19 protein-coding genes are annotated in these 19,279 nt (G+C 73.7%); 8 read left to right on the top strand and 11 right to left on the bottom strand.

Translation table 11 applies throughout. The features are described 5' to 3' along the window. Positions 1-16 precede the first annotated feature (16 nt). Positions 17-2,251, bottom strand: coding sequence for a glycoside hydrolase family 36 protein (locus tag NL142_RS01695; protein ID WP_435080712.1), 2,235 nt, complete (start codon positions 2,249-2,251; stop codon positions 17-19). 202 nt (positions 2,252-2,453) lie between these two features. Here NL142_RS01695 and NL142_RS01700 point away from each other — a divergent pair, with 202 nt between their 5' ends. The 8 genes from NL142_RS01700 to NL142_RS01735 all read left to right on the top strand — a co-directional run bounded on the left by NL142_RS01700 (position 2,454) and on the right by NL142_RS01735 (position 11,377). Beyond that, positions 2,454-3,428 carry a carbohydrate ABC transporter permease gene (locus NL142_RS01700; protein ID WP_194683651.1) on the top strand — a complete coding sequence of 325 codons (975 nt, stop codon included), beginning with the start codon at positions 2,454-2,456 and terminating at the stop codon, positions 3,426-3,428. A gap of 8 nt (positions 3,429-3,436) precedes the next feature. Further along, entirely contained in the window at positions 3,437-4,402 is a 966-nt protein-coding gene (locus NL142_RS01705) for a carbohydrate ABC transporter permease (protein WP_435080713.1), read from the top strand. A gap of 11 nt (positions 4,403-4,413) precedes the next feature. After that, entirely contained in the window at positions 4,414-5,793 is a 1,380-nt protein-coding gene (locus NL142_RS01710) for an ABC transporter substrate-binding protein (protein WP_435080714.1), read from the top strand. A 100-nt stretch (positions 5,794-5,893) separates the two neighbouring features. Next, the gene (locus NL142_RS01715; RefSeq protein ID WP_435080715.1) at positions 5,894-6,694 is read left to right on the top strand and encodes an NAD-dependent epimerase/dehydratase family protein; all 801 of its coding nucleotides are present in this window, start codon (positions 5,894-5,896) and stop codon (positions 6,692-6,694) included. Positions 6,695-6,849: 155 nt separating this feature from the next. Then, positions 6,850-7,821: a phosphate/phosphite/phosphonate ABC transporter substrate-binding protein gene (locus NL142_RS01720; protein WP_435080716.1), complete on the top strand. Its 972-nt coding sequence runs from the start codon at positions 6,850-6,852 to the stop codon at positions 7,819-7,821. 21 nt (positions 7,822-7,842) lie between these two features. Beyond that, the gene (phnC, locus tag NL142_RS01725) at positions 7,843-8,742 is read left to right on the top strand and encodes a phosphonate ABC transporter ATP-binding protein (RefSeq protein ID WP_435080717.1); all 900 of its coding nucleotides are present in this window, start codon (positions 7,843-7,845) and stop codon (positions 8,740-8,742) included. Then, positions 8,739-10,487: a PhnE/PtxC family ABC transporter permease gene (locus NL142_RS01730; RefSeq protein ID WP_435080718.1), complete on the top strand. Its 1,749-nt coding sequence runs from the start codon at positions 8,739-8,741 to the stop codon at positions 10,485-10,487. The genes phnC and NL142_RS01730 overlap by 4 nt, the downstream gene beginning before the upstream one ends. Continuing rightward, entirely contained in the window at positions 10,484-11,377 is an 894-nt protein-coding gene (locus tag NL142_RS01735) for an oxidoreductase (RefSeq protein WP_435080719.1), read from the top strand. Before NL142_RS01730 ends, NL142_RS01735 begins: the two co-directional genes overlap by 4 nt. 21 nt (positions 11,378-11,398) lie before the next feature. On the opposite strand, the gene NL142_RS01740 is transcribed toward NL142_RS01735, so the two are convergent. From NL142_RS01740 to phnG, 10 genes are read right to left on the bottom strand one after another with little or no spacing between them, the layout of a single operon-like run. After that, on the bottom strand, positions 11,399-12,016 hold the full coding sequence (locus tag NL142_RS01740) for a DapH/DapD/GlmU-related protein (protein ID WP_435080720.1): 618 nt from the start codon (positions 12,014-12,016) through the stop codon (positions 11,399-11,401). After that, positions 12,013-12,681, bottom strand: coding sequence for a phosphonate metabolism protein/1,5-bisphosphokinase (PRPP-forming) PhnN (gene phnN / locus NL142_RS01745; RefSeq protein ID WP_435080721.1), 669 nt, complete (start codon positions 12,679-12,681; stop codon positions 12,013-12,015). The genes NL142_RS01740 and phnN overlap by 4 nt, the downstream gene beginning before the upstream one ends. Next, positions 12,678-13,859 (bottom strand): alpha-D-ribose 1-methylphosphonate 5-triphosphate diphosphatase, encoded by a 1,182-nt coding sequence (locus tag NL142_RS01750; protein ID WP_435080722.1) that lies wholly within the window; start codon positions 13,857-13,859, stop codon positions 12,678-12,680. Before NL142_RS01750 ends, phnN begins: the two co-directional genes overlap by 4 nt. Then, the gene (locus tag NL142_RS01755) at positions 13,856-14,602 is read right to left on the bottom strand and encodes a DUF1045 domain-containing protein (protein ID WP_435080723.1); all 747 of its coding nucleotides are present in this window, start codon (positions 14,600-14,602) and stop codon (positions 13,856-13,858) included. The genes NL142_RS01750 and NL142_RS01755 overlap by 4 nt, the downstream gene beginning before the upstream one ends. Then, complete coding sequence (phnL, locus tag NL142_RS01760) at positions 14,599-15,345, bottom strand: phosphonate C-P lyase system protein PhnL (RefSeq protein ID WP_435080724.1); 747 nt, start codon at positions 15,343-15,345, stop codon at positions 14,599-14,601. Before phnL ends, NL142_RS01755 begins: the two co-directional genes overlap by 4 nt. A gap of 8 nt (positions 15,346-15,353) precedes the next feature. Then, positions 15,354-16,133, bottom strand: a complete 780-nt coding sequence (gene phnK / locus NL142_RS01765) for a phosphonate C-P lyase system protein PhnK (protein ID WP_086505832.1) — start codon at positions 16,131-16,133, stop codon at positions 15,354-15,356. Beyond that, positions 16,130-16,999: an alpha-D-ribose 1-methylphosphonate 5-phosphate C-P-lyase PhnJ gene (locus NL142_RS01770; RefSeq protein WP_435080725.1), complete on the bottom strand. Its 870-nt coding sequence runs from the start codon at positions 16,997-16,999 to the stop codon at positions 16,130-16,132. Before NL142_RS01770 ends, phnK begins: the two co-directional genes overlap by 4 nt. Beyond that, the gene (locus NL142_RS01775) at positions 16,996-18,138 is read right to left on the bottom strand and encodes a carbon-phosphorus lyase complex subunit (RefSeq protein ID WP_435080726.1); all 1,143 of its coding nucleotides are present in this window, start codon (positions 18,136-18,138) and stop codon (positions 16,996-16,998) included. Before NL142_RS01775 ends, NL142_RS01770 begins: the two co-directional genes overlap by 4 nt. Before the next feature lie 8 nt (positions 18,139-18,146). Next, positions 18,147-18,785: a phosphonate C-P lyase system protein PhnH gene (phnH, locus tag NL142_RS01780; RefSeq protein ID WP_435080727.1), complete on the bottom strand. Its 639-nt coding sequence runs from the start codon at positions 18,783-18,785 to the stop codon at positions 18,147-18,149. Continuing rightward, the gene (phnG, locus tag NL142_RS01785; RefSeq protein ID WP_435080728.1) at positions 18,782-19,273 is read right to left on the bottom strand and encodes a phosphonate C-P lyase system protein PhnG; all 492 of its coding nucleotides are present in this window, start codon (positions 19,271-19,273) and stop codon (positions 18,782-18,784) included. Before phnG ends, phnH begins: the two co-directional genes overlap by 4 nt. Positions 19,274-19,279: the final 6 nt, after the last annotated feature.

The following is a 19,279-nucleotide window of genomic DNA, read 5'->3' on the forward strand; positions in this document are numbered from 1 at the left end:
CCGTGCGGTCACCGGCTCAGCCGACGCGCACGCGGAACATGCGCGCGCCCGCGGCGCCCGTGCCCGCCTCGCCCGAGTCGAGCCGGAGGCCGCCCGAGGTGCGCGCCGCGGTCCACGCGGCGCCGACGCCCGCGGCCGGGTAGACCTGCTCGACGACCGCGTCCCGCGCGCCCAGGTGCGGCAGGGCGAGGTCGACGTGCCGCTCGGCGTGGGCCTGGCGCCAGGCGATCACGTAGGTGTCCGGCGAGTCGGCGACGTCGAACGCGACCGTCGTCCAGGCGTCGTCCCACGACGGCAGCCCGGTCGGGAAGCGCGGCGTCGACGCGGCGAGCTGGTGCCGTGTCTCCTTGTGGACCCGCACGGCGTCGGCGACGAGGTCGAGGCCGTGGTCGCCCATGCCGCTCAGCACGCCGGCCTGGTAGAGCCGCCCGGCGAGACCCGTGCACTGGGTGAAGACGAGCATCTCGTCGTCCATGTCCGGCTGCGGGTAGGCCCAGTTGCCGGCCTGCTCGGGGAGGATGTGCGCGAGGGCGCCCACCGCGATCATCGGGTACAGCAGCGGGTCCTGCTGGTCGGAGGTCGACTGCATCTGCAGCACGCGGAGCATGGCCGCGTCGGAGCGCATCGCGCCGGAGCCGCAGTTCTCGAGGATCAGGTCGGGGTGCCGGTCGAGCACGTCCGCCAGCCAGGCGAGCAGCGCGCGGTTGTGGTCGAGCAGGCCCGCGCCGACCGACGGGGCGTCGAGGTCCGTCCCTGCGCCCGGCGTGACGTTGTAGTCCAGCTTGAAGAAGCCGACCCCGAGGTCGCCGACGAGCCGGTCGACGGCCTCGTCGAGGTGCGCGCGCGCCACGGGCGAGCGCAGGTCGAGCAGGTGCCTCGCGTTCTCGACGATGCGCACGCCGCCGCGCTGCAGGAACGCCGAGTCGGGGAGCGTCCGGGCCGCGAGGCTGTCGACGCCCACGACCTCGGGCTCGAGCCAGAGGCCCGCGACCATCCCGTGCGCGCGGATCCTGTCGAGGACCGACGACAGGCCGGACGGGAACCGCGCGGTCGACGGCTGCCAGTCGCCGACGCTCGCCCACCACCCGGCGGTGTCGTCGTACCAGCCGGCGTCGATGCAGAAGACCTCGGCGCCGACGCGCGCGGCGGCGTCGATGAGCGGGAGGAGCTTGCCCTCCGTGGGATCGCCCTCGAGCGTGTTCATGTAGTCGTTGAACACCACGGGGAGGGCGTCGCCGGCGGCGTGGGGGCGCTTCGAGGACCGGCGCTGCGCGGCGAGGCGCCCGAAGGCGTCCTCCAGGGATCCGGCCACCGTGAAGGAGACGGGCACGGTCGTGAACGTCGTCGCGGCGTCGAGCACGATCGACCACTGGTGCAGCGTGTCGGTCGGGCCGAGGACGGCGACGTACGCGCCGTCGCGGGACCGGTCGGCGCGCGGAGGGCCGAACGGGGTCTCGCTGAACAGGCGGTCCTCGAGGGGGACGCCGCCGAGGCCCCAGTCGGGATCCTCCCCGAGCTCGAAGGACCACGCGCCGTTGTGCTCGACCTGCCACGCCAGCGTGCGCCCCGTCCTCCGGTCGCGCGCCGCCCCCGCCGGGTTCGCGACGCCGGACGACCACGAGCTGAGGCTCGACACCGCGAGGCGGTTCCTGCTCGTCTCGCCGCGGGCCGTGCGATCGATGTCGACGAGGCCGGGGGAGCGCAGCGGGCGGGAGGTCCAGCGGTTCTCCGAGCACCAGCCGCTGTCGGCCCACCACAGGTCGACGTCGTTGGGCGCGTCGGAGACGACGGCGCCGGTCGCGAGGCTCGTCACTGCCCAGACGGGCAACGGAGCGCTGCCGGGATCCAGCGCGAGCGTGGTGGTGGTGCGGACGGCGGGGACGCCGGGTCGGGCCTCGAGCACGGTGGTCGCGACGAGGCCGGACGCCGGGTGGCGCTGCACGATCTCCAGCCGGTCGAGGCCGTCGCGCGAGGTAGCGCTCGCGTCGACGAACCGGAGCCCGGCGCCGAGCGCGGTGCCGTCGTAGCGGTAGCTGTTGGCGATCCGCCCCCACGCCGGCGACAGCACCTCGACCAGCGGCTGACGCGGCGACGGGCGCCCGGTCGCCGCGCTGTCGGCGGCCTCGTCGTCCGCCGCGCCGCCCACCTCGACGAGGCGGACCGGCCCCTCCTCATCGTGCTCGAACACGAGCAGCAACCCGCCCGCCTCCCATCGGATCGAGGTGGTCGCAGGGGTGTCGATGACGGTCACGAGGGCTCCGTTGCGCTTCGTCGGGAGGGTGTCGAGAGCGACCCTAGTCCGGCCCGACGGCGAAATGAAAGCGTTTACATTCGTTACCATCCCGTTACCTTCCGCCATTGTGCGGACATGGACCCGGAGCCACACTGAGGGCGGCGGAGGCCCTCACCGGCACCGTCGCCCGCGATGGAGCGGGAAGGACGAAGGAGTCTGAATGGCACTCTCCGTGAACGCCGCCGACGCGCGCACCGCGTCGGCAACGGTCCCCGCGTCACCCGGCGCCCGGCATGCCGGAGGCGGCGCGCCGCCTCCCCGGACCCGGCGCAAGGACGACACCCGCCTCGCCGCGATGTTCCTCATCCCGGCCTCCATCGGCCTCGTGGTCTTCTACTTCTGGCCGCTCCTGCGCGGCATCTGGCTGAGCTTCACCTCGTGGGACCTGCTGTCCCCGGCCCGCTTCATCGGCATCGAGAACTACCAGCGCATGCTGGCGGATCCGATCTTCTGGAACGCCGCCCGCGTCACCCTCTACTACGTCGTCCTCAACATCGGGTTCCAGACGGTCATCGCGCTCGGCATCGCCGTCCTCATGCAGCGGCTGACGCAGTCGACGCTGCTGCGCGGCGTGATCCTCGCGCCCTATCTCGTCTCGAACGTGGTCGCCGCCCTCGTCTTCCTCTGGATCCTCGACTTCCAGCTCGGCATCGGCAACCAGCTCCTGGAGTGGATGGGCCTCGACCGCATCGGGTTCTTCACCACGGAGACCTGGGTCATCCCCACCATCGCCGCCGTCAACGTCTGGCGGCACATGGGCTACACGGCCCTGCTGATCTTCGCGGGCCTGCAGGCCATCCCGGCCAACTACTACGAGGCCGCGCGGGTCGACGGCGCGTCCGAGTTCCGGATGTTCCGCGGGATCACGATGCCGCTGCTGCGCCCCGTGCTCGGCCTCGTGCTGATCATCTCGGTGATCGGCTCGTTCCAGGTGTTCGACACCGTCTCGGTGACCACGGGCGGCGGCCCGGTCGACTCGTCGCGGCTGCTGCAGGTCTACATCTACGACAAGGCGTTCGCGCAGTTCGACTTCGGATACGCGTCGACGCTGAGCGTCGCGATGCTCGTCATCCTGGTGATCGTCACCTACTTCCAGTACCGCATCACGCGCGCCGGCCAGTCCGACCTGAACTAGGAGCCGTCATGACCCAGCTGCAGAACGCGCCCGTCGCGCCGCCTCGCGAGGCCGGTTCCGAGGAGCCGCCCCGCCCGTCCCGTCCCGCGCGTCCGCGCCGTCCCATCCGCTGGGGCCGCGTCGCGGCCTGGGTGGTCATGTCGCTCATCGTCGTCGTGACGGTGTTCCCCTTCTACTGGATCCTCCGCACGGCGCTCTCGAGCAATGGCGCGCTCTACGGCAACGCCACCTCGCTGCTGCCCGTGGACTTCACCTGGAACGGCTTCCTCCGCGTGTTCGGGCTGCAGTCGGTCGACGACGCGATCGCGGACGGCGGATCCGGCGCCAAACTCGACTTCTGGCGCTACCTCGGCAACTCGGTGGTCGTCTCCACGACCGTGACCGTGTGCCAGGTCTTCTTCTCCGCCATGGCCGCGTACGCGTTCTCGCGGCTGGTGTGGCGCGGACGGGACTTCGTGTTCGGGTTCTTCCTGCTGTCGCTCATGGTCCCGGTGATCTTCACGCTGCTGCCGAACTTCCTGCTGGTGAAGCAGCTGGGGCTCATCGACAGCCTCCTGGGGATCATGCTGCCGTCGCTGTTCATGACGCCGTTCGCGATCTTCTTCCTCCGGCAGTTCTTCATGAACGTGCCCAAGGAGGTGGAGGAGGCGGCGCTCGTGGACGGGGCGAGCAAGCTCGCCATCTTCTTCAAGGTGATCATCCCGATGTCGGCGGCGCCCATCGCGACCGTGAGCATCCTCACCTACATGAGCAGCTGGAACGACTACTTCTGGCCGCTGATGGTCAGCTACACCGACGACTCGCGCGTGCTCACGGTGGCGCTCGGGGCGTTCAAGTCGCAGAGCCCGCAGGGCGGGCCCGACTGGTCGGGCCTCATGGCCGCGACGCTCGTGGCGGCGCTGCCGATGATCCTGCTGTTCGGGGTCTTCGCCAAGCGCATCGTCAACAACATCGGCTTCAACGGCATCAAGTGAGGACGACGACCATGTCGACGACGACATCACGCACCACCCGGCCCCGTCGCGGTCCAAGGCGGCTGGCGGCCGGCGCGATCGCGGCCATCGCCTTCGCCGCGCTCTCCGGCTGCGCCTCCGCGCCGGGGGCGGGCTCGGGCAAGGTCACCGTGGACTACTGGCTGTGGGAGTCCCTGCAGCTGCCCGGCTACCAGAAGTGCGCGACGGCGTTCGAGGCCGAGAACCCGGACATCGACATCCGGATCACGCAGTACGGCTGGGCGGACTACTGGCAGAAGCTCACCGCGGGGCTCGTCGCGGGCGCCGGGCCCGACGTCTTCACCGACCACCTCACGAAGTACCCCGAGTTCGTCAGCCGCGGCGTGATCCTGCCGCTCGACGACTTCCCGGCGACCGCGGGCCTCGACCCCGCGGACTACCAGGCGGGCCTCGCCGACCTCTGGAAGGGCCAGGACGGGAAGCAGTACGGATCGCCGAAGGACTTCGACACCATCGCCCTCTTCTACGACAAGGACATGCTCGCGAAGGCCGGCATGACGCCGGCCGACCTGCAGGGCCTCACCTGGAACCCCGAGGACGGCGGGACCTTCGAGAAGGTCATCGCGCACCTCACGGTCGACGCGAACGGCGTACGCGGGGACGAGGCGGGCTTCGACCCGACGAACGTCGTGACGTACGGGCTCGGATCCAACGGCGCCGGCGACACCAACGGGCAGACGCAGTGGGCGTGGCTCGCGGGCGCCACCGGATGGCAGTTCACCAACGCGCCCGTGTGGGGCGACGAGTACAACTACGACGACCCGCGGTTCAAGGACTCCATCGCGTGGCTGTTCGGCCTCGTCGGCAAGGGCTTCATGCCGTCGTACGAGCGCGTCGGCACGGCGCCGAACCCCGTGCAGCAGCTCGGATCCGGTCAGGCGGCGCTGGTGGCCGACGGCTCGTGGACCATCTCCAGCTACGCGCGGCTCCAGGGCGTCGACCTCGGGATCGCGAGCGTGCCGATCGGGCCGATCGGGCATCCGGTCTCCATGTACAACGGGCTCGGCGACTCCATCAGCGCGCAGACGGACGCGCCCGAGGAGTCGGCCCGCTGGGTCGCGTTCCTCGGCTCGGACGAGTGCCAGACCATCGTCGGCAAGGAGGGCGTGATCTTCCCGGCGCGGCCCGCGGGCACCGAGGCGGCCATCCAGGCCTTCGCCGACAAGGGCTTCGACGTGAAGCCGTTCACGGACCTCGTGGACGACGGCGACACGATCCTCTTCCCGGTGACGAAGAACGCCGCGGAGATCCTCGCGATCATGAAGCCCGTGATGGACGGCATCTACATCGGCAGCGAACCGGTGGACTCGCTCGATCAGGTGAACGAGAAGGTCAACCGCCTGTTCCGGTGACGCGGGGGCGGTCGCCCCTCCCCGTGCGGCCGCCCTCCCGGCAGGATGGGATGGCGGCCGCGCCTCGCCTCGCCGCGCTTCGACGACGAGGGGACCCGACATGGCCACGATCACGATCACGGGAGGATCCGGGCGCATCGCCACGAGCATCCGCCCCCTGCTCCTCGCCGCCGGGCACGAGCTGCGGCTGCTCGATGTGGTGGCGCCGCCGACGCCGCTCGAGCCGGGGGAGACCTCGGCCATCGTCGACACGACCGACGTCGACGCGTGCACGGAGGCGTTCCGCGGATCCGACCTCGTGGTGCACCTCGCGGCGCACGCGGCCGAGCGGCCGTGGGAGGCGATCCAGGCCGTCAACAACGACGGCGCGCACGCGGTGCACGAGGCGGTCGTGCGGGCGGGGGTGCCGCGGATCCTCGCGGCCAGCTCCATCCACGCGGTCGGCTTCCTGCCCGCGACCGAGGCCGCGCGTGACGACGTGCCGGCGCCCCGCCCCGACACCTTCTACGGCCTGAGCAAGGTGCTGCTCGAGGGGCTCGGCAGCCTCTACGCCGACCGGCACGGGCACGTCGTGGTGAGCGTGCGGATCATGACGGCCGAGCCCGAGCCGTCGCAGGCCCGCAGCGTCTCGACCTGGCTCTCGGCGGGCGACGCGGCGCGGCTCGTCGAGGCCGTCCTGCGGTGGGACGAGCCCGGCCACCGCATCGTGTGGGGCGTCTCCCGCAACACGCGCCGCTGGGTGTCGCTCGCCGCGGGCGAGGCGATCGGCTACCACCCCGAGGACGACGCCGAGGTGTTCGCGCACCGCTTCCCGGAGCTCGGCGCGGACACGTCGCCGCCCGCGGGCGTGCTGCTCGGCTCGATCTTCACGGAGGTCGAGCTGGGCTCCGACATGGGCTGAGGGCGGCTGCCGAGGATGGAGATGTCTGCTCTTCCGGACAAGTTCACGGATCCGCCACCTGACCACCACGGCGGTTCCATCCCGCGTTCCTAGCTTCGAGATCGACCCGCGCATCCCCCTCACCGCTCGCGGGTACCGACTCGAGAGGCACGTCCATGTCCCTGTCCCCCCGCACCCGCATCGGAGCCCTCGCGGCCTCCGCGCTCGTCGCCGCCCTCGCGCTCTCCGGCTGCTCCGCCGGCGGCTCCGACGCGTCGGCCGCATCCGCCGACACCTCGGGCACCTGGGCCAAGTCCGAGGGCACCCTCGTCTTCGGCGCCACGCCCGACCAGGCCGGCTCCGACTCGAACAACAAGCCGCTCGAGGACTACATCGCGAAGGAGACCGGGCTCAAGGTCGAGTACTACCCCACGGCCGACTACACCGCGCTCATCGCGGCCGCCGTCGCCGGCAAGATCGACCTGATGAGCTCGGGCGCCCTGCAGTACGTCATGGCCTCGAACAAGGGCGCCGAGATCGAGCCGGTCGCCGCGGCCCTCACCTCGAAGGACGTCACCGACCCCGGCTACTACTCCGAGGCGATCGTGCCGAAGGGGTCCTCGATCACCGACCTCGCGGGCGCCAAGGGCAAGACCGTCTGCTTCGTCGACCCGAACTCGACCTCCGGCTTCCTCTTCGGCCTTTACCAGCTGCAGAAGGCCGGCATCGACGTCACGAGCACGGGCTCCGACGCCAACGGCAACCCGCAGTTCGCGGACTTCACGCCCTACTTCGCGGGCGCGCACGACAAGTCGGCGCAGGCCGTCGCGTCGGGCCAGTGCGACGTCGGGTTCGCCGAGGACTCGATCGTCGAGCCCGCCGTGGCGGCCGGCCAGCTCACCTCGATCGGCAAGGAGTACGTGCCCGGCGGCCCGCTCTCCATCTCCTCGGCGCTGCCCGCCGACGTCAAGGCGAAGCTCACGACGGCGCTCCAGGGCGCGACGCTCGACGCGATCAAGGCCTCCGGCGTCCCGCTGACCGACGGCTTCACGAAGGGCTACTTCGGCGCCCAGCCGGAGGACGTCTCGTACTACAAGGGCATCGCGGACCTCTGCGACTCCATCGCCGCCGCCAAGTGCGCGAAGTGACCCGGACGGACTGATCCGACCATGACCGGCACCACGACCTCCCCGCTCGTCTCCGTCTCCGGCGTCACCAAGGACTTCGGCGGCACGCGGGCGCTCCACGACGTCGACCTGAGCGTCGAGCGCGGGGAGGTCGTGGTGCTCCTCGGCCTGTCCGGCTCGGGCAAGTCGACCCTGCTGCGGCACCTGGACGGCCTCGAGCTGCCGACCTCGGGCAGCGTCCGCGTCTTCGACCAGGACGTCGCATCCCTCGGCCAGCAGGACCTCCGCGCCCTGCGCGGCCGGGTGGCGATGATCTTCCAGCAGTTCGAGCTCGTGCCCTCGCTGACCGTGCTCGAGAACGTGCTCACGGGCGCGCTCGGCCGCCTCCGCGGCCCGCGCCTCGGCATCTGGACCTACCCCCGCGCCGCGCGCACCGAGGCGCTCGGCCACCTCGACCGCGTGGGCCTGCTCGAGAAGGCCTACGAGCGGGCGGACCAGCTCTCCGGCGGCCAGCAGCAGCGCGTCGCCATCGCGCGGGCGCTCATGCAGCGGCCCGAGATCCTGCTCGCCGACGAGCCCGTCGCGAGCCTCGACCCCGAGTCCAGCGAGCAGGTGATGCGCCTCATCCGCGAGATCGCCGCCGACGACGGCCTCACGGTGGTGTGCAGCCTGCACCAGGTGGACCTCGCGCTCGGCTGGGGCGACCGCATCGTCGGGCTCCGGCACGGCGAGGTCGTGCTCGACACCCCCACCGCGGGCATCGGCAAGGCCGAGGTGATGGAGATCTACGGGCGCGTGGCGTCGACGACCTCCGCGCTCGCCGCCATCGCGACCGAGCTCGGCGACGTGCTGCCGCTCGACGAGCCCGTCGGGGTGCGCTCCGTCGGCGCGGTCGGCGACCAGGGCCTCGCCCATGGCCGGCGCGCGGACGGCACCCGGTGACCGCTGTCGCCGAGCGCCCCGGCGAGGCCCCGCCCGGCGTCCGCCCCGGCGTCGACGAGCGCGCACCGCGCCGGCGGCCCGACCGGCAGAAGGCGCTCGCGCTGGTCGTGGTCCTCGCCATGGTCGCCTTCGCGGTCCACGCGCTGACGACGCTCGACTTCACCTGGTCGAACGTCCTCCGCAGCGTCGGCAACGCGGCGAAGGTGTTCTCGCGCATGGACCCGATCAGCTTCCCGGCGCCCGGCGACCTCGCGTACCTCATCGGGCTGACGCTCGGGATCGTCGTGCTCGGCACGCTCGCGGCCGCGCTCGTCTCCGCGCCCGTCGCCTACGCGTCGGCGCGCAACACCACCCCTGCGCCGTGGCTGCGCGGCCTCGGCCGCACGATCGGCGTCGTGACGCGCGCGGTCCCCGACGTGGTGCTCGCCCTCGCGTTCGCGCTCGCCTTCGCCCTCGGCAGCCCGCTGCCCGGCATCCTCGCCATCGGGATCCACTCGATCGGCATGATCTCGAAGCTCTTCGCCGACGCCATCGAGCAGGTGGACGAGGGCCCGCAGCGCGCGATCCGCACCACGGGCGGCACGCGCGCGCAGGAGTTCTGGGCGGGCGTGTTCCCGCAGGTGCTGCCGTCGTGGATCGCCACGGTGCTGCACCGCTTCGACATCAACCTCCGCGGATCCGCGATCCTCGGCTACGCCGGCGTGGGCGGGCTCGGCTACGCGATGAAGGTCGCGTTCGGCCAGTTCCCGGAGGGCTACGGCCGCGGGATCGGCATCGCGATCGTGATCTTCGCGCTGTGCGTGCTGCTGGAGGTCGTGTCGTCGTCCATCCGCCGCAGCGCGCTCGGGGTGCGACCGGCCGGACGCGGCCTGGGCGACCGGATCGTGCGGCGCCTCACGCGGGACCGCGCCCTGCCCGAGCGGGCCGGGAGCGCCGGCACCGCGCGGGCCGTGACCGTCGAGTCGATGCAGCGGCGGCCGTGGACGCCCGACCGGGTGCGCACCGTCGCGTGGTCGGCGCTCGCCGTGGTCGTCGTCGTGGGCGGCTACCTCATGGCCGACATCGACCTCGGCCAGATCACGTGGGAGTACGTCGGCCCCACCTTCCAGAGCTTCTGGCCGCCGAGCACCGGGTCGCACACGTTCGGCGAGTTCGCCGAGGCGCTGCTGGTGACGATCCAGGTGGCGTTCGCCGCGGCGCTGCTGTCGGTCGTGCTCGCGCTCGTCGTCGGATCCCTCGCCGCGCGCAACGTCGCGCCGAGTCCCGCCGTGCGCAACGCCGCGCGCACCGTGCTCGTCGTGTTCCGCGGGGTGCCCGAGCTGGTGCTCGCGATCCTGCTGATCATGATCACCGGGCTCGGCAACCAGGCGGGCGTCGTGGCGCTCGCGTTCGGCGGCGTCGGGCTCCTCGGCAAGCTCATCGCCGACTCCTTCGAGGAGGTGGGCGCAGGACCCGAGCGCGCCCTCACCGCGGTCGGCGCGACCCGCGGGCAGCGCTTCCTGTCGGCCACCTGGCCGCAGGGGCTGCCGTCGCTCGTCGGCAACTCGCTCTACCTCGTGGACACGAACATCCGGGCGGCCACGATCCTCGGCATCGTCGGCGGCAGCGGGATCGGGTTCCACCTGACGAACGCCTCCTCCGTGATGACGCTGCACGGGCAGGTCACCACGCTCGTCGCGATGGTCTTCGTGAGCGTGCTCGCGGTCGAGGCGCTCGCCGCCTGGCTGCGCCGCGTGTTCCGGTGACGGCGGACCGACCCGCCGTCGCCGTCGTCGGGCCGGGCGCGATCGGCACGTCCGTCGCCGCCGCGCTGCACGAGGCGGGGGTGCCCGTCGTCCTCTGCGGGCGCACGCCGCGCGACCGGCTCGTGCTGGTCGCCGACGACGCGACCGTCGTGGTCCCGGGGCCCGTGCGCACGGATCCGGCGGGGATCAGCTCGCCCGTCGACCTCGTGCTCCTCGCGGTGAAGGCCACGCAGGTCGAGGCCGCGGCACCGTGGCTCGCCGCCCTGTGCCACGCGGGCACGGTGGTCGTGGTCCTGCAGAACGGGATCGAGCAGGTCAGTGACGTCGCGCCGCACGTCCCGGGCTGCCCGGTCGTGCCCGCTGTGGTGTGGTTCCCCGCGGAGGCGCGGGCCGACGGATCGGTGCTCCTCCGCGGCGACCCGCGCATCACGCTGCCCGACGTGCCGGCGTCGCGCGTCGCCGTGGACGCGCTCGCCGGCGGGCGGTGCCGGGTCGAGCTCGCGGCCGACTTCCGGACGGTCGCCTGGCGGAAGCTCGTGCAGAACGCGGTGGCCGGGATCATGGCCGCCACCGGCCGGCGGGCCGGCGTGTTCCGGCGGGACGACGTGGCGGGGCTCGCCCGGGCCTACGCGCGCGAGTGCCTCGAGGTCGCCCGCGCAGAGGGCGCCGTCCTCGACGACGGGGTGGCCGACCGGATCGTGGACGACTTCGCCGCGGCCCCCGCCGACCAGGGCACCTCGATCCTCGCCGACCGGGAGGCAGGCCGACCGCTCGAGTGGGAGGCGCGCAACGGCGTGATCCTGCGCCGTGCCCGGGCGCACGGCCTGCCCACGCCGATCGGCGACGTCCTCGTGCCGCTGCTGGCGGCGGCGGGCGACGGCCCCGGCTGAGCCCGAGCCCGTCGCGACGCGTCAGCCCTCGTACCGCTCCAGGAACGCCTCGGTCGGCAGCGCGCGGAAGTCGTCCAGGCGCGCGCGGAGGGTCGCGTGATCCCAGTCCCACCAGGCGAGCAGGCGCAGGCGCTCGGCGATCTCGGGCGGCTGGCGGAAGCGGATCACCGTGGCGGGGACGCCCGCGACGATCGCGTAGTCGGGCACGTCGCGCGTGACGACGGCGCCCGACGCGACGACCGCGCCGTCCCCGACGCGCACGCCCGGCTTGATCATGGCGCCGTGCCCGATCCACGTGTCGTGCCCGATGGAGGTGCGGCGGGAGCGGCGGTGCTCGAAGAACTCCGCGTCGTCCTCGACGTCGTCCCAGTACATGGTGCTGCGGTACATGAAGTGGTGCAGCGTCGCCCGGTCGAGCGGGTGGTCGGTGGCGCCGACGCGCACGGCGCTCGCGATGTTCGAGAAGCGGCCCACGTCGGTGTGCGCGAAGTCGCAGAGGCGGTCGCAGTAGCTGTAGTCGCCGATCACGGTGTCGAGCAGGCGCGTGCTCGCGCCGATCTGCGTCCAGCGGCCGAGCTCGCTGCCGGGCATCACGACGTCGGGGCCGATCAGGGGCTCCTCGGTGAGCTTCGTGGTCATGGGGTCTCCGTCCGTCCGCGGGGCGCGGGGTCGATGGGGTGGGGGAGCGGGGAGGCGGCCGGTGCCGATCCGGTCGGTGCCGACGCGCGGGCCGCCCGGATGGCGCGGAGCAGGGCCTCGCCGCCCTCGGCGACCGTGCCGTGGTTCCGCACCTCGTGGTCGGCCACCCGGTCGGGCGCGGGATCCTGGCGGGCGAGCCGCCGGGCGATGTCGTCGGCGGCCTCGCGGCCCCGCTCGCGGAGCCGGGCGGCCCGCACGTCCTCGGCCACCGTGATCCGCACCACGACCAGCCGCGCGTAGCGAGCGGCGAGCACGTCGAGCATGCTGCGGGAGACGTTCGCGACCACGGCCGCGCCGGCGCGGACGGCGTCGTCGGCCGTGGCGGGGATCCCGTACGAGAGGCCGTGCGCGCGCCAGGTCACGGCGTAGTCGCCGCGCGCGGCCGCCGCGGCGAACTCCTCGTCGCCGACGGCGTCGAAGTCCTCGCCGGGCCCGGGCGGCCGGGTGATGGCGCGGCGGGGGAAGTGCGCGTCCGGTCCGCTGCGCGCGCGGGCGGCGCCGAGCAGCGCGTCCTTGCCGACCCCGCTCGCGCCGACGACCGCGACGAACGGGCCGGGGCCGAGGGGGACGGGAGCGGGAGCGGCGGGAGAGGCGGCGTCGCTCACGACACCCGCGCTCCCCGGAGGTGCACGCCGCGGACGACGGGCACGGTGCGGCCGCCGGGGTGCCGCTCGCTCGCGGGCACGACGTGGCGGTGCACGCGCACGAGGTCCGCGCGCGCGCCCACGCGGATCGACCCGCGGTCGTCGAGCCCGACGGCCCGCGCCGGGTCGCCGCTGACGAGCCGCACCCCGCGCGTGAGGGGCAGGATCCCGTCGGCGTCGAGCTGCACGATCGCCTGCAGCGGGCTCGCGGGGACGTAGTCGGAGGAGAGCACGTCGAGGAGGCCGAGCGCGAGCAGCTCCGCGGCCGCGACGTTGCCCGACTGGCTGCCGCCGCGCACGATGTTCGGCGCGCCCATGACGATCAGCTGCCCGTGCTCGCGGGCGGCGCGCGCGGCGACCTCGGTCGTCGGGAACTCGGAGATGCGCACCCCGAGCGCCGCGGACTCCTCGACGTGCGCGACGGTGGCGTCGTCGTGGGCCGCGAGCGTCACCCCGCGCGCGGTGGCGAGCTCGGCGATGGCGACGCGGTTGGGCGTCGAGTGCTCCGCGGCGACGGCCTGCAGCTCCTCCATGAGGGCGCCGATCCCCGCCTGGGACACGCGTCCGCGGCCCACCATGTAGCGCGAGAACGCCTCGACGTCCGCGTACTGGCGCTGCCCGGGCGTGTGGTCCATGAGCGAGGCCAGGCGGACGGACGCGATGCGGTCGAACTCGCGGAACTCGGCGGCCGTGTCCGGCGCCGCGACCTCGCAGCGCAGGTGGATGAGGTGCTCCGCGCGCAGCAGCCCGGCGGCCACGGCGTGCTCGACGGCCTCCGCGAGCGAGAGGGACAGCGTGGTGGCGTCGTCCCTGCCCTCGAGGGTGCCGATGCGGATCGCGTCGAAGACCGTGGTGACGCCGGCGCCGCTCAGCTGGGCGTCGTGCGCGAGGACGGCGGGGATCGGATCCCAGCGCGTGCCCGGGCGGGGCTGCGCGTGCGACTCGAGGTGGTCGGTGTGCAGCTCGACGAGGCCGGGGATCAGGAGGTCGCCGTCGAGGTCGTCTCCGGTGCCGCCGACCTCGCCCGCGGTGCCGGGGGAGATGTCGGCGACGAGGCCGTCGCGGATCAGGACGGATCCGTGCAGCACCTCGTCGTCGAGGACGATGCGGGCGTTGCGGAGGACGGTCTCGCGGCTCATCGGGGTCCTTCGGGGTCGGGCGCCGGGGTGGCGCGGAGGTGGAGCGGGTGGGCGGAGTGGAGGCGGAAGGGGGCGCCGGGCACGTCCTCGACCACGACGGCGAGGGCGTCGACGGCGACCGGCCGGTCCGTGGCGTCCGCGAACCAGGCGAGCAGGGCGGCCTCGGCGCGGGGGCGCGCGGCGGTGGGGATCCGGTCGGTGAGGGTCAGGTGGAAGCGGAACCGGTCGAGCACGTGCGGGTAGCCCCAGGTCTCGAGGAGCTCGCGCTGCCGCGGGCTGAGGGAGGCGGGATCCCGGCGGGCCGTCTCCGCCGCCGTCGGGGGAGCGCGGAACCCGTCGAGCCGCATGACGACGTCGGCGGCGAGCGCGTCCAGCGCCGGGACCGGCCCCGTCGGCACGAGCGCGAGGAAGCCGCCGAGCGAGGCGACCCGGAGGCCGGGCAGCGCGACGGGGTCGCGGGAGCCCGCGAGCTCGGCGACCGCGGCCTCGAGCCCGGCGAGGTCGCGCCCGTCGGCGAGGCGGAAGGGCGCCTTGAGCGTCCCGTGGAAGCCGTAGCGCCGGGCGTCGACCGTGATCGCGTCGACCTCGGCGCGCGTCCAGCCGACGGGCGCGCCGGGGGCCGGTGCCGCGGATCCGCCGACGACGGACCGCCCGAGCCACGCCTCGGCGCGTTCCCGCAGCAGGATCCCGACGGGGTCGTCCGAGCCGACGCCGGGGATGGCGTAGACCGCGACGCGGCTCATCGGGCTGCCACCGCGACGGCCGGCACGAACGCCTCCACGTCCACGGCCCGGTCGGCGACCGCGGCCCGCACCTCGGCGTCGTGGAAGATCCCGAGCATGCCGACGCCGGCGGTGCGCTTCTCGGCGATCAGCTCGACCACCACGTCGCGGTTCCTGGCGTCGAGCGACGCGGTCGGCTCGTCGAGGAGGAGGAGGGGCAGCTCCGGCAGGAACCCGCGCGCCACGTTCACGCGCTGCTGCTCGCCGCCCGAGAAGGTCGCGGGCGGCAGCGACCACAGGCGCTCCGGGATCGACAGCCGCGTGAGGATGCGCGCGGCCCGGTCGCGCGCGTCCTCCGCGTCGACCCCGCGCTCGACGAGCGGCTCGGCCACCACGTCGAGCGTGTCGACGCGCGGGACGCAGCGGAGGAACTGGCTCACGTAGCCGACCGCGTCGCGGCGGGCGGCGAGCACGGCGCGCGGCGGGGCGGTCGCCATGTCGACGTCGCCGCCCGGAGCGTGCACCACGATGCGGCCGCGGTCGGCGAGGTAGTTGCCGTAGACGAGCTTCAGGACGGTGGACTTCCCGGCCCCGGAGGCGCCGCCGAGGACGACGGCCTCGGCGCGGCCGACGACGAAGGAGAGGCCGTCGAGCACGGCGAGCCGCTGGCCGCCCTGCAGGTGCATCGTGAAGGTCTTGGCGACGTCGTCGACGGTGAGGATCGGGGCGGTCGCGGGCACGGGTCCGGGGGTGCTTCCGGTCATGGGGCGGATCATCCTTGCAGGATCGAGGAGACGAGCAGCTGGGTGTAGGCGGCCTGCGGGTCGTCGAGGACCCGGTCGGTGAGGCCGGACTCGATGACGCGGCCGTCCTTCATCACGAGCGTGCGGTGCGAGATGAGGCGGGCGACGGCGAGGTCGTGGGTGACGATCACGACCGCGAGGCCGAGCTCCGCCACGAGGCCGCGGATGAGGTCGAGCAGGCGCGCCTGCACGGAGACGTCGAGGCCGCTCGTGGGCTCGTCCATGAAGACGAGCCGCGGCGAGACGACGAGGTTCCGGGCGATCTGGAGGCGCTGCCGCATGCCGCCGGAGAACGTCGTCGGGTGGTCGTCGATGCGGTCGACGGGGATCTCCACGTGCCGCAGCCACTCGGCCGCCGTCTCGCGGATCCGCCCGTAGTGCCGCCACCCGTTCGTCATGAGCGGCTCGCCCACGTTGCCGCCCGCGCTCACGTGCATGCGCAGGCCGTCGGCCGGATCCTGGTGCACGAAGCCCCACTCGCTCCGCCACAGCCGGCGCACCGCGCTCTCGGACAGGTCGGCGAGCTCCACGACCTCGCCGTCGGCCAGCCGGTAGCGGATGCTGCCCTCGCTGAGGGCGAGCCGCTGGGACAGGGTGCCGAGCAGGGTCGACTTGCCGGATCCCGACTCGCCCACCACCGCGAGCACCTCGCCCGGGTGGAGGTCGAGGTCGACGTCGCGGCAGCCATAGCGGTCGCCGTAGCGGTGGGCGGCCCCGCGGACCTCGAGCAGCGGTCGGTCGTCGCTCATGCGCGCGCCTCCTCGTAGTGGGCGCGGGCGGCCTCGACCGTGCGCTCGCAGTGGTCGGTGTCGGAGCAGACGTGCATGGACGCGCCCCGGTCGTCGGTGATGACCTCGTCGAGGTACACGCCCGTGGATCCGCAGATCGCGCACGGGTCCTCGAAGGACTGCGGCTCGAACGGGTGGTCCTCGAAGCCGAGGCTCTCGACGCTCGTGTACGGCGGCACCGCGTAGATCCGCTTCTCGCGGCCGGCGCCGAACAGCTGCAGCGCCGGGCTCATGTGCATCTTCGGGTTGTCGAAGCTCGGGACGGGGGACGGCGCCATGAGGTACCGGCCGGCGACCATCACGGGGTAGTCGTACGTCTTGGCGACGTGCCCGTAGCGCGCGATGTCCTCGTAGAGCTTCACGTACATCAGCCCGTACTCCTCGAGCGCGTGCAGGCGCCTGGTCTCCGTCTCGCGGGGCTCGAGGAAGCGCAGCGGCTCCGGCATGGGCACCTGGTAGACGACGACCTGGCCCTCGGCGAGCGGCGTCTCGGGGATCCGGTGCCGGGTCTGGATCACGGTGGCCTCGTCGGTGCGCGTGGTGGTCGCGACGCCGGCGACGGAGGCGAAGAACTGCCGGATGGAGACGGCGTTCGTGGTGTCGTCCGCGCCCTGGTCGATGACCTTCAGCACGTCGTCCTCGCCGATCACGGCCGCCGTGACCTGCACGCCGCCCGTGCCCCAGCCGCGCGGCATGGGCACCTCGCGGCTCGCGAACGGCACCTGGAATCCGGGGATGGCGACGGCCTTGAGGAGCGCGCGGCGGATCATGCGCTTGGTCTGCTCGTCGAGGTAGCCGAGGTTGTAGCCGATGAGGGAGGCGCTCATGCGCGGGCCCCCGCTCCGGCCGGGACGGCGGTGGGCGCGGCGGCGGTCGCGTCGTCCGGCGACGCCTCCGGCGCCTCCTGCCGCTCGCGCCACTCGCGGGCCAGCCGACGCACGAGCACGAGCTCGGCCTGGAAGTCCACGTAGTGCGGGAGCTTGAGGTGCTCGACGAACCCGGTCGCCTGCACGTTGTCGCAGTGGCTGATCACGAACTCCTCGTCCTGGGCGGGGGCGGTCACGCGCTCGCCGAGCTCGTCGGCGCGGAGGGCCCGGTCGACGAGCGCCATCGACATCGCCTTGCGCTCGCTGCGCCCGAAGGCGAGGCCGTAGCCGCGGGTGAACTGGGCCGGCCGGTCGGCGCTGCCCGTGAACTGGTTGACCATCTGGCACTCGGTGACCTCGATCCGCCCGAGCGGCACCGCGAAGCCGAGCTCGGGGGCGTCGATCTCGACCTCGACCTCGCCGACGCGGATCTCGCCCGCGAACGGGTGCGTCGTGCCGAAGCCGCGCTGCGTGGAGTACCCGAGGCCGAGGAGGAAGCCCTCGTCGCCGCGGGCGAGGGCCTGCAGGCGCTCGGCGCGCGTCATCGGGTACACGGTGGGCTCGCGCGTGATGTCGGCGGGCTCCTCGTCGTCCTGGCCGGGGTGCGAGTCGGGCTCGATGAGCGCGCTCTGGCCGAGGAGGTCGGCCACGCGCGGCATGGTGGCGCCCGCGTCGGCCGCGCGCGACGTCACCGCGGCCGGCTCGGCGTCGGTGAAGAGGCGGTGCGTGTAGTCGAAGGTCGCGCCGAGCTGCTGGCCGCCCGGCAGGTCCTTGAACGTCGCCGAGACGCGGCGCTGCGGCGGGAGCCCGGCGGTGTCGACCGGCAGCGTGTACCCGAAGCGCGGGAGGGTCGTGCGGTAGGAGCGCAGCAGGGTCACGGCCTCGAGCACGTCGCCCTGCGCCTGGATGAGGGCGCGCGCGGCGAGCTCCGGGTCGTGCAGCGAGCCCTCCGTCATCACGCGGGAGACGAGGACGCCGAGCTGGCCGGCGACCTGGCCGGCCTCGATCCGCGCGGATCCGGGGGCGCCCCGGCCCTCGGCGGCGAGCAGGGCGTGCGCGGCGGCGATCGCCTTCTCCCCGCCCTTGACGGCGACGTACATCAGGCCTCCTATCGGGGGTCGGCCGCCCGGAGGCGGGTGGTGCGGGGCAGGGCGGAGACGGATCCCGCGTCGACGAGCAGGAGGTCGACGCCGCGCGGGAAGCGCTCGCCGTTGGCGCGCCAGGCGTCGAGGAGGGCGTCGTCGGCCCAGGGCGCGTCGGCGATCGCGTGCCCGTCGATGCCGGGGCCCTCGGCCAGGATCCGCAGGGTGCCGGCGGCGTCGCGGACGTCGAGGAGCGCGGTCGCCGAGCGGTGCGGCTCCTCGTCGGTGCCGGCGGCGAGCTCCGCGAGCGGGGGCAGCGACGCCGGGTCGGCGAGCACGAAGTCCGCGTCGGCGGCCGCGGTGACGAGGCGCACGCCCGTGTGGAAGGTGAGCCAGGAGGTCACCTCGGCGTCGGCCGCGCGACGAGGGTCGAGCCACAGCGCCGACTCCTCGTCGAGCACGGTGAGGGCGACGGCGCCGAGCCCCGGGCCGAGACCGGCGGGCGCCTCGGCGGGGCCCGCGAGCGGCTGGATCCGCGTCGGGTGCGCGAGCGCGTCGAGGAGCGCACGGAACGCGGCCTGCGCGCCGCGGGTCGCGTCGCCGAACCCCGGAGCGGGGATGCCGGGCGCGGGGATGCCGGGGGCGCGGCCCGTCGCCGCGGTCACCCGTTCTCCCGGGCGACCGTGAAGAAGTCCACGAGCGTGCTGCGGGCCTCGGCGGCGCGGACGTCGTCGGCCTCGGCGCGTGCGCGCTCCAGCGGCGCGACGACCTCGGCGAGCACGCGGTCGTGCAGGCCCGCGTCGAGGAGCATCCCGTCGAACAGGGCGGCGAGGCGCGCGTGCTCGAGGTCGGATCCGAGGACGTACGAGCTGCCGAGGGCGTCCGCCGCCATGGCCGGCCCGTGCAGGCGGAGGGTGGCGCGGGTGACGGTGGCCTCGCCGAGGTTGAAGCGCGCGCCGCCGGCGTCGACGCGGCCGCGCACCATGACGAGCCCGGCCTCCGGGCCCCGGATGTGCTGCACCTCGGGCTTGGGCTCCCACGCGGTCCACGCGGCGTCGAGCGCGCCGACGTCGGCGGCGGAGAGGACGCGCATCCAGCGCTGCCGGGCGGCGACGTCCCCCCGTCCGGTGCTGCTGGTCGTGGTCGTCGTCATGGCCGC

Origin of the sequence: Clavibacter quasicaliforniensis, from assembly GCF_051201715.1 — a bacterium.
GTDB lineage: Bacteria > Actinomycetota > Actinomycetes > Actinomycetales > Microbacteriaceae > Clavibacter > Clavibacter seminis.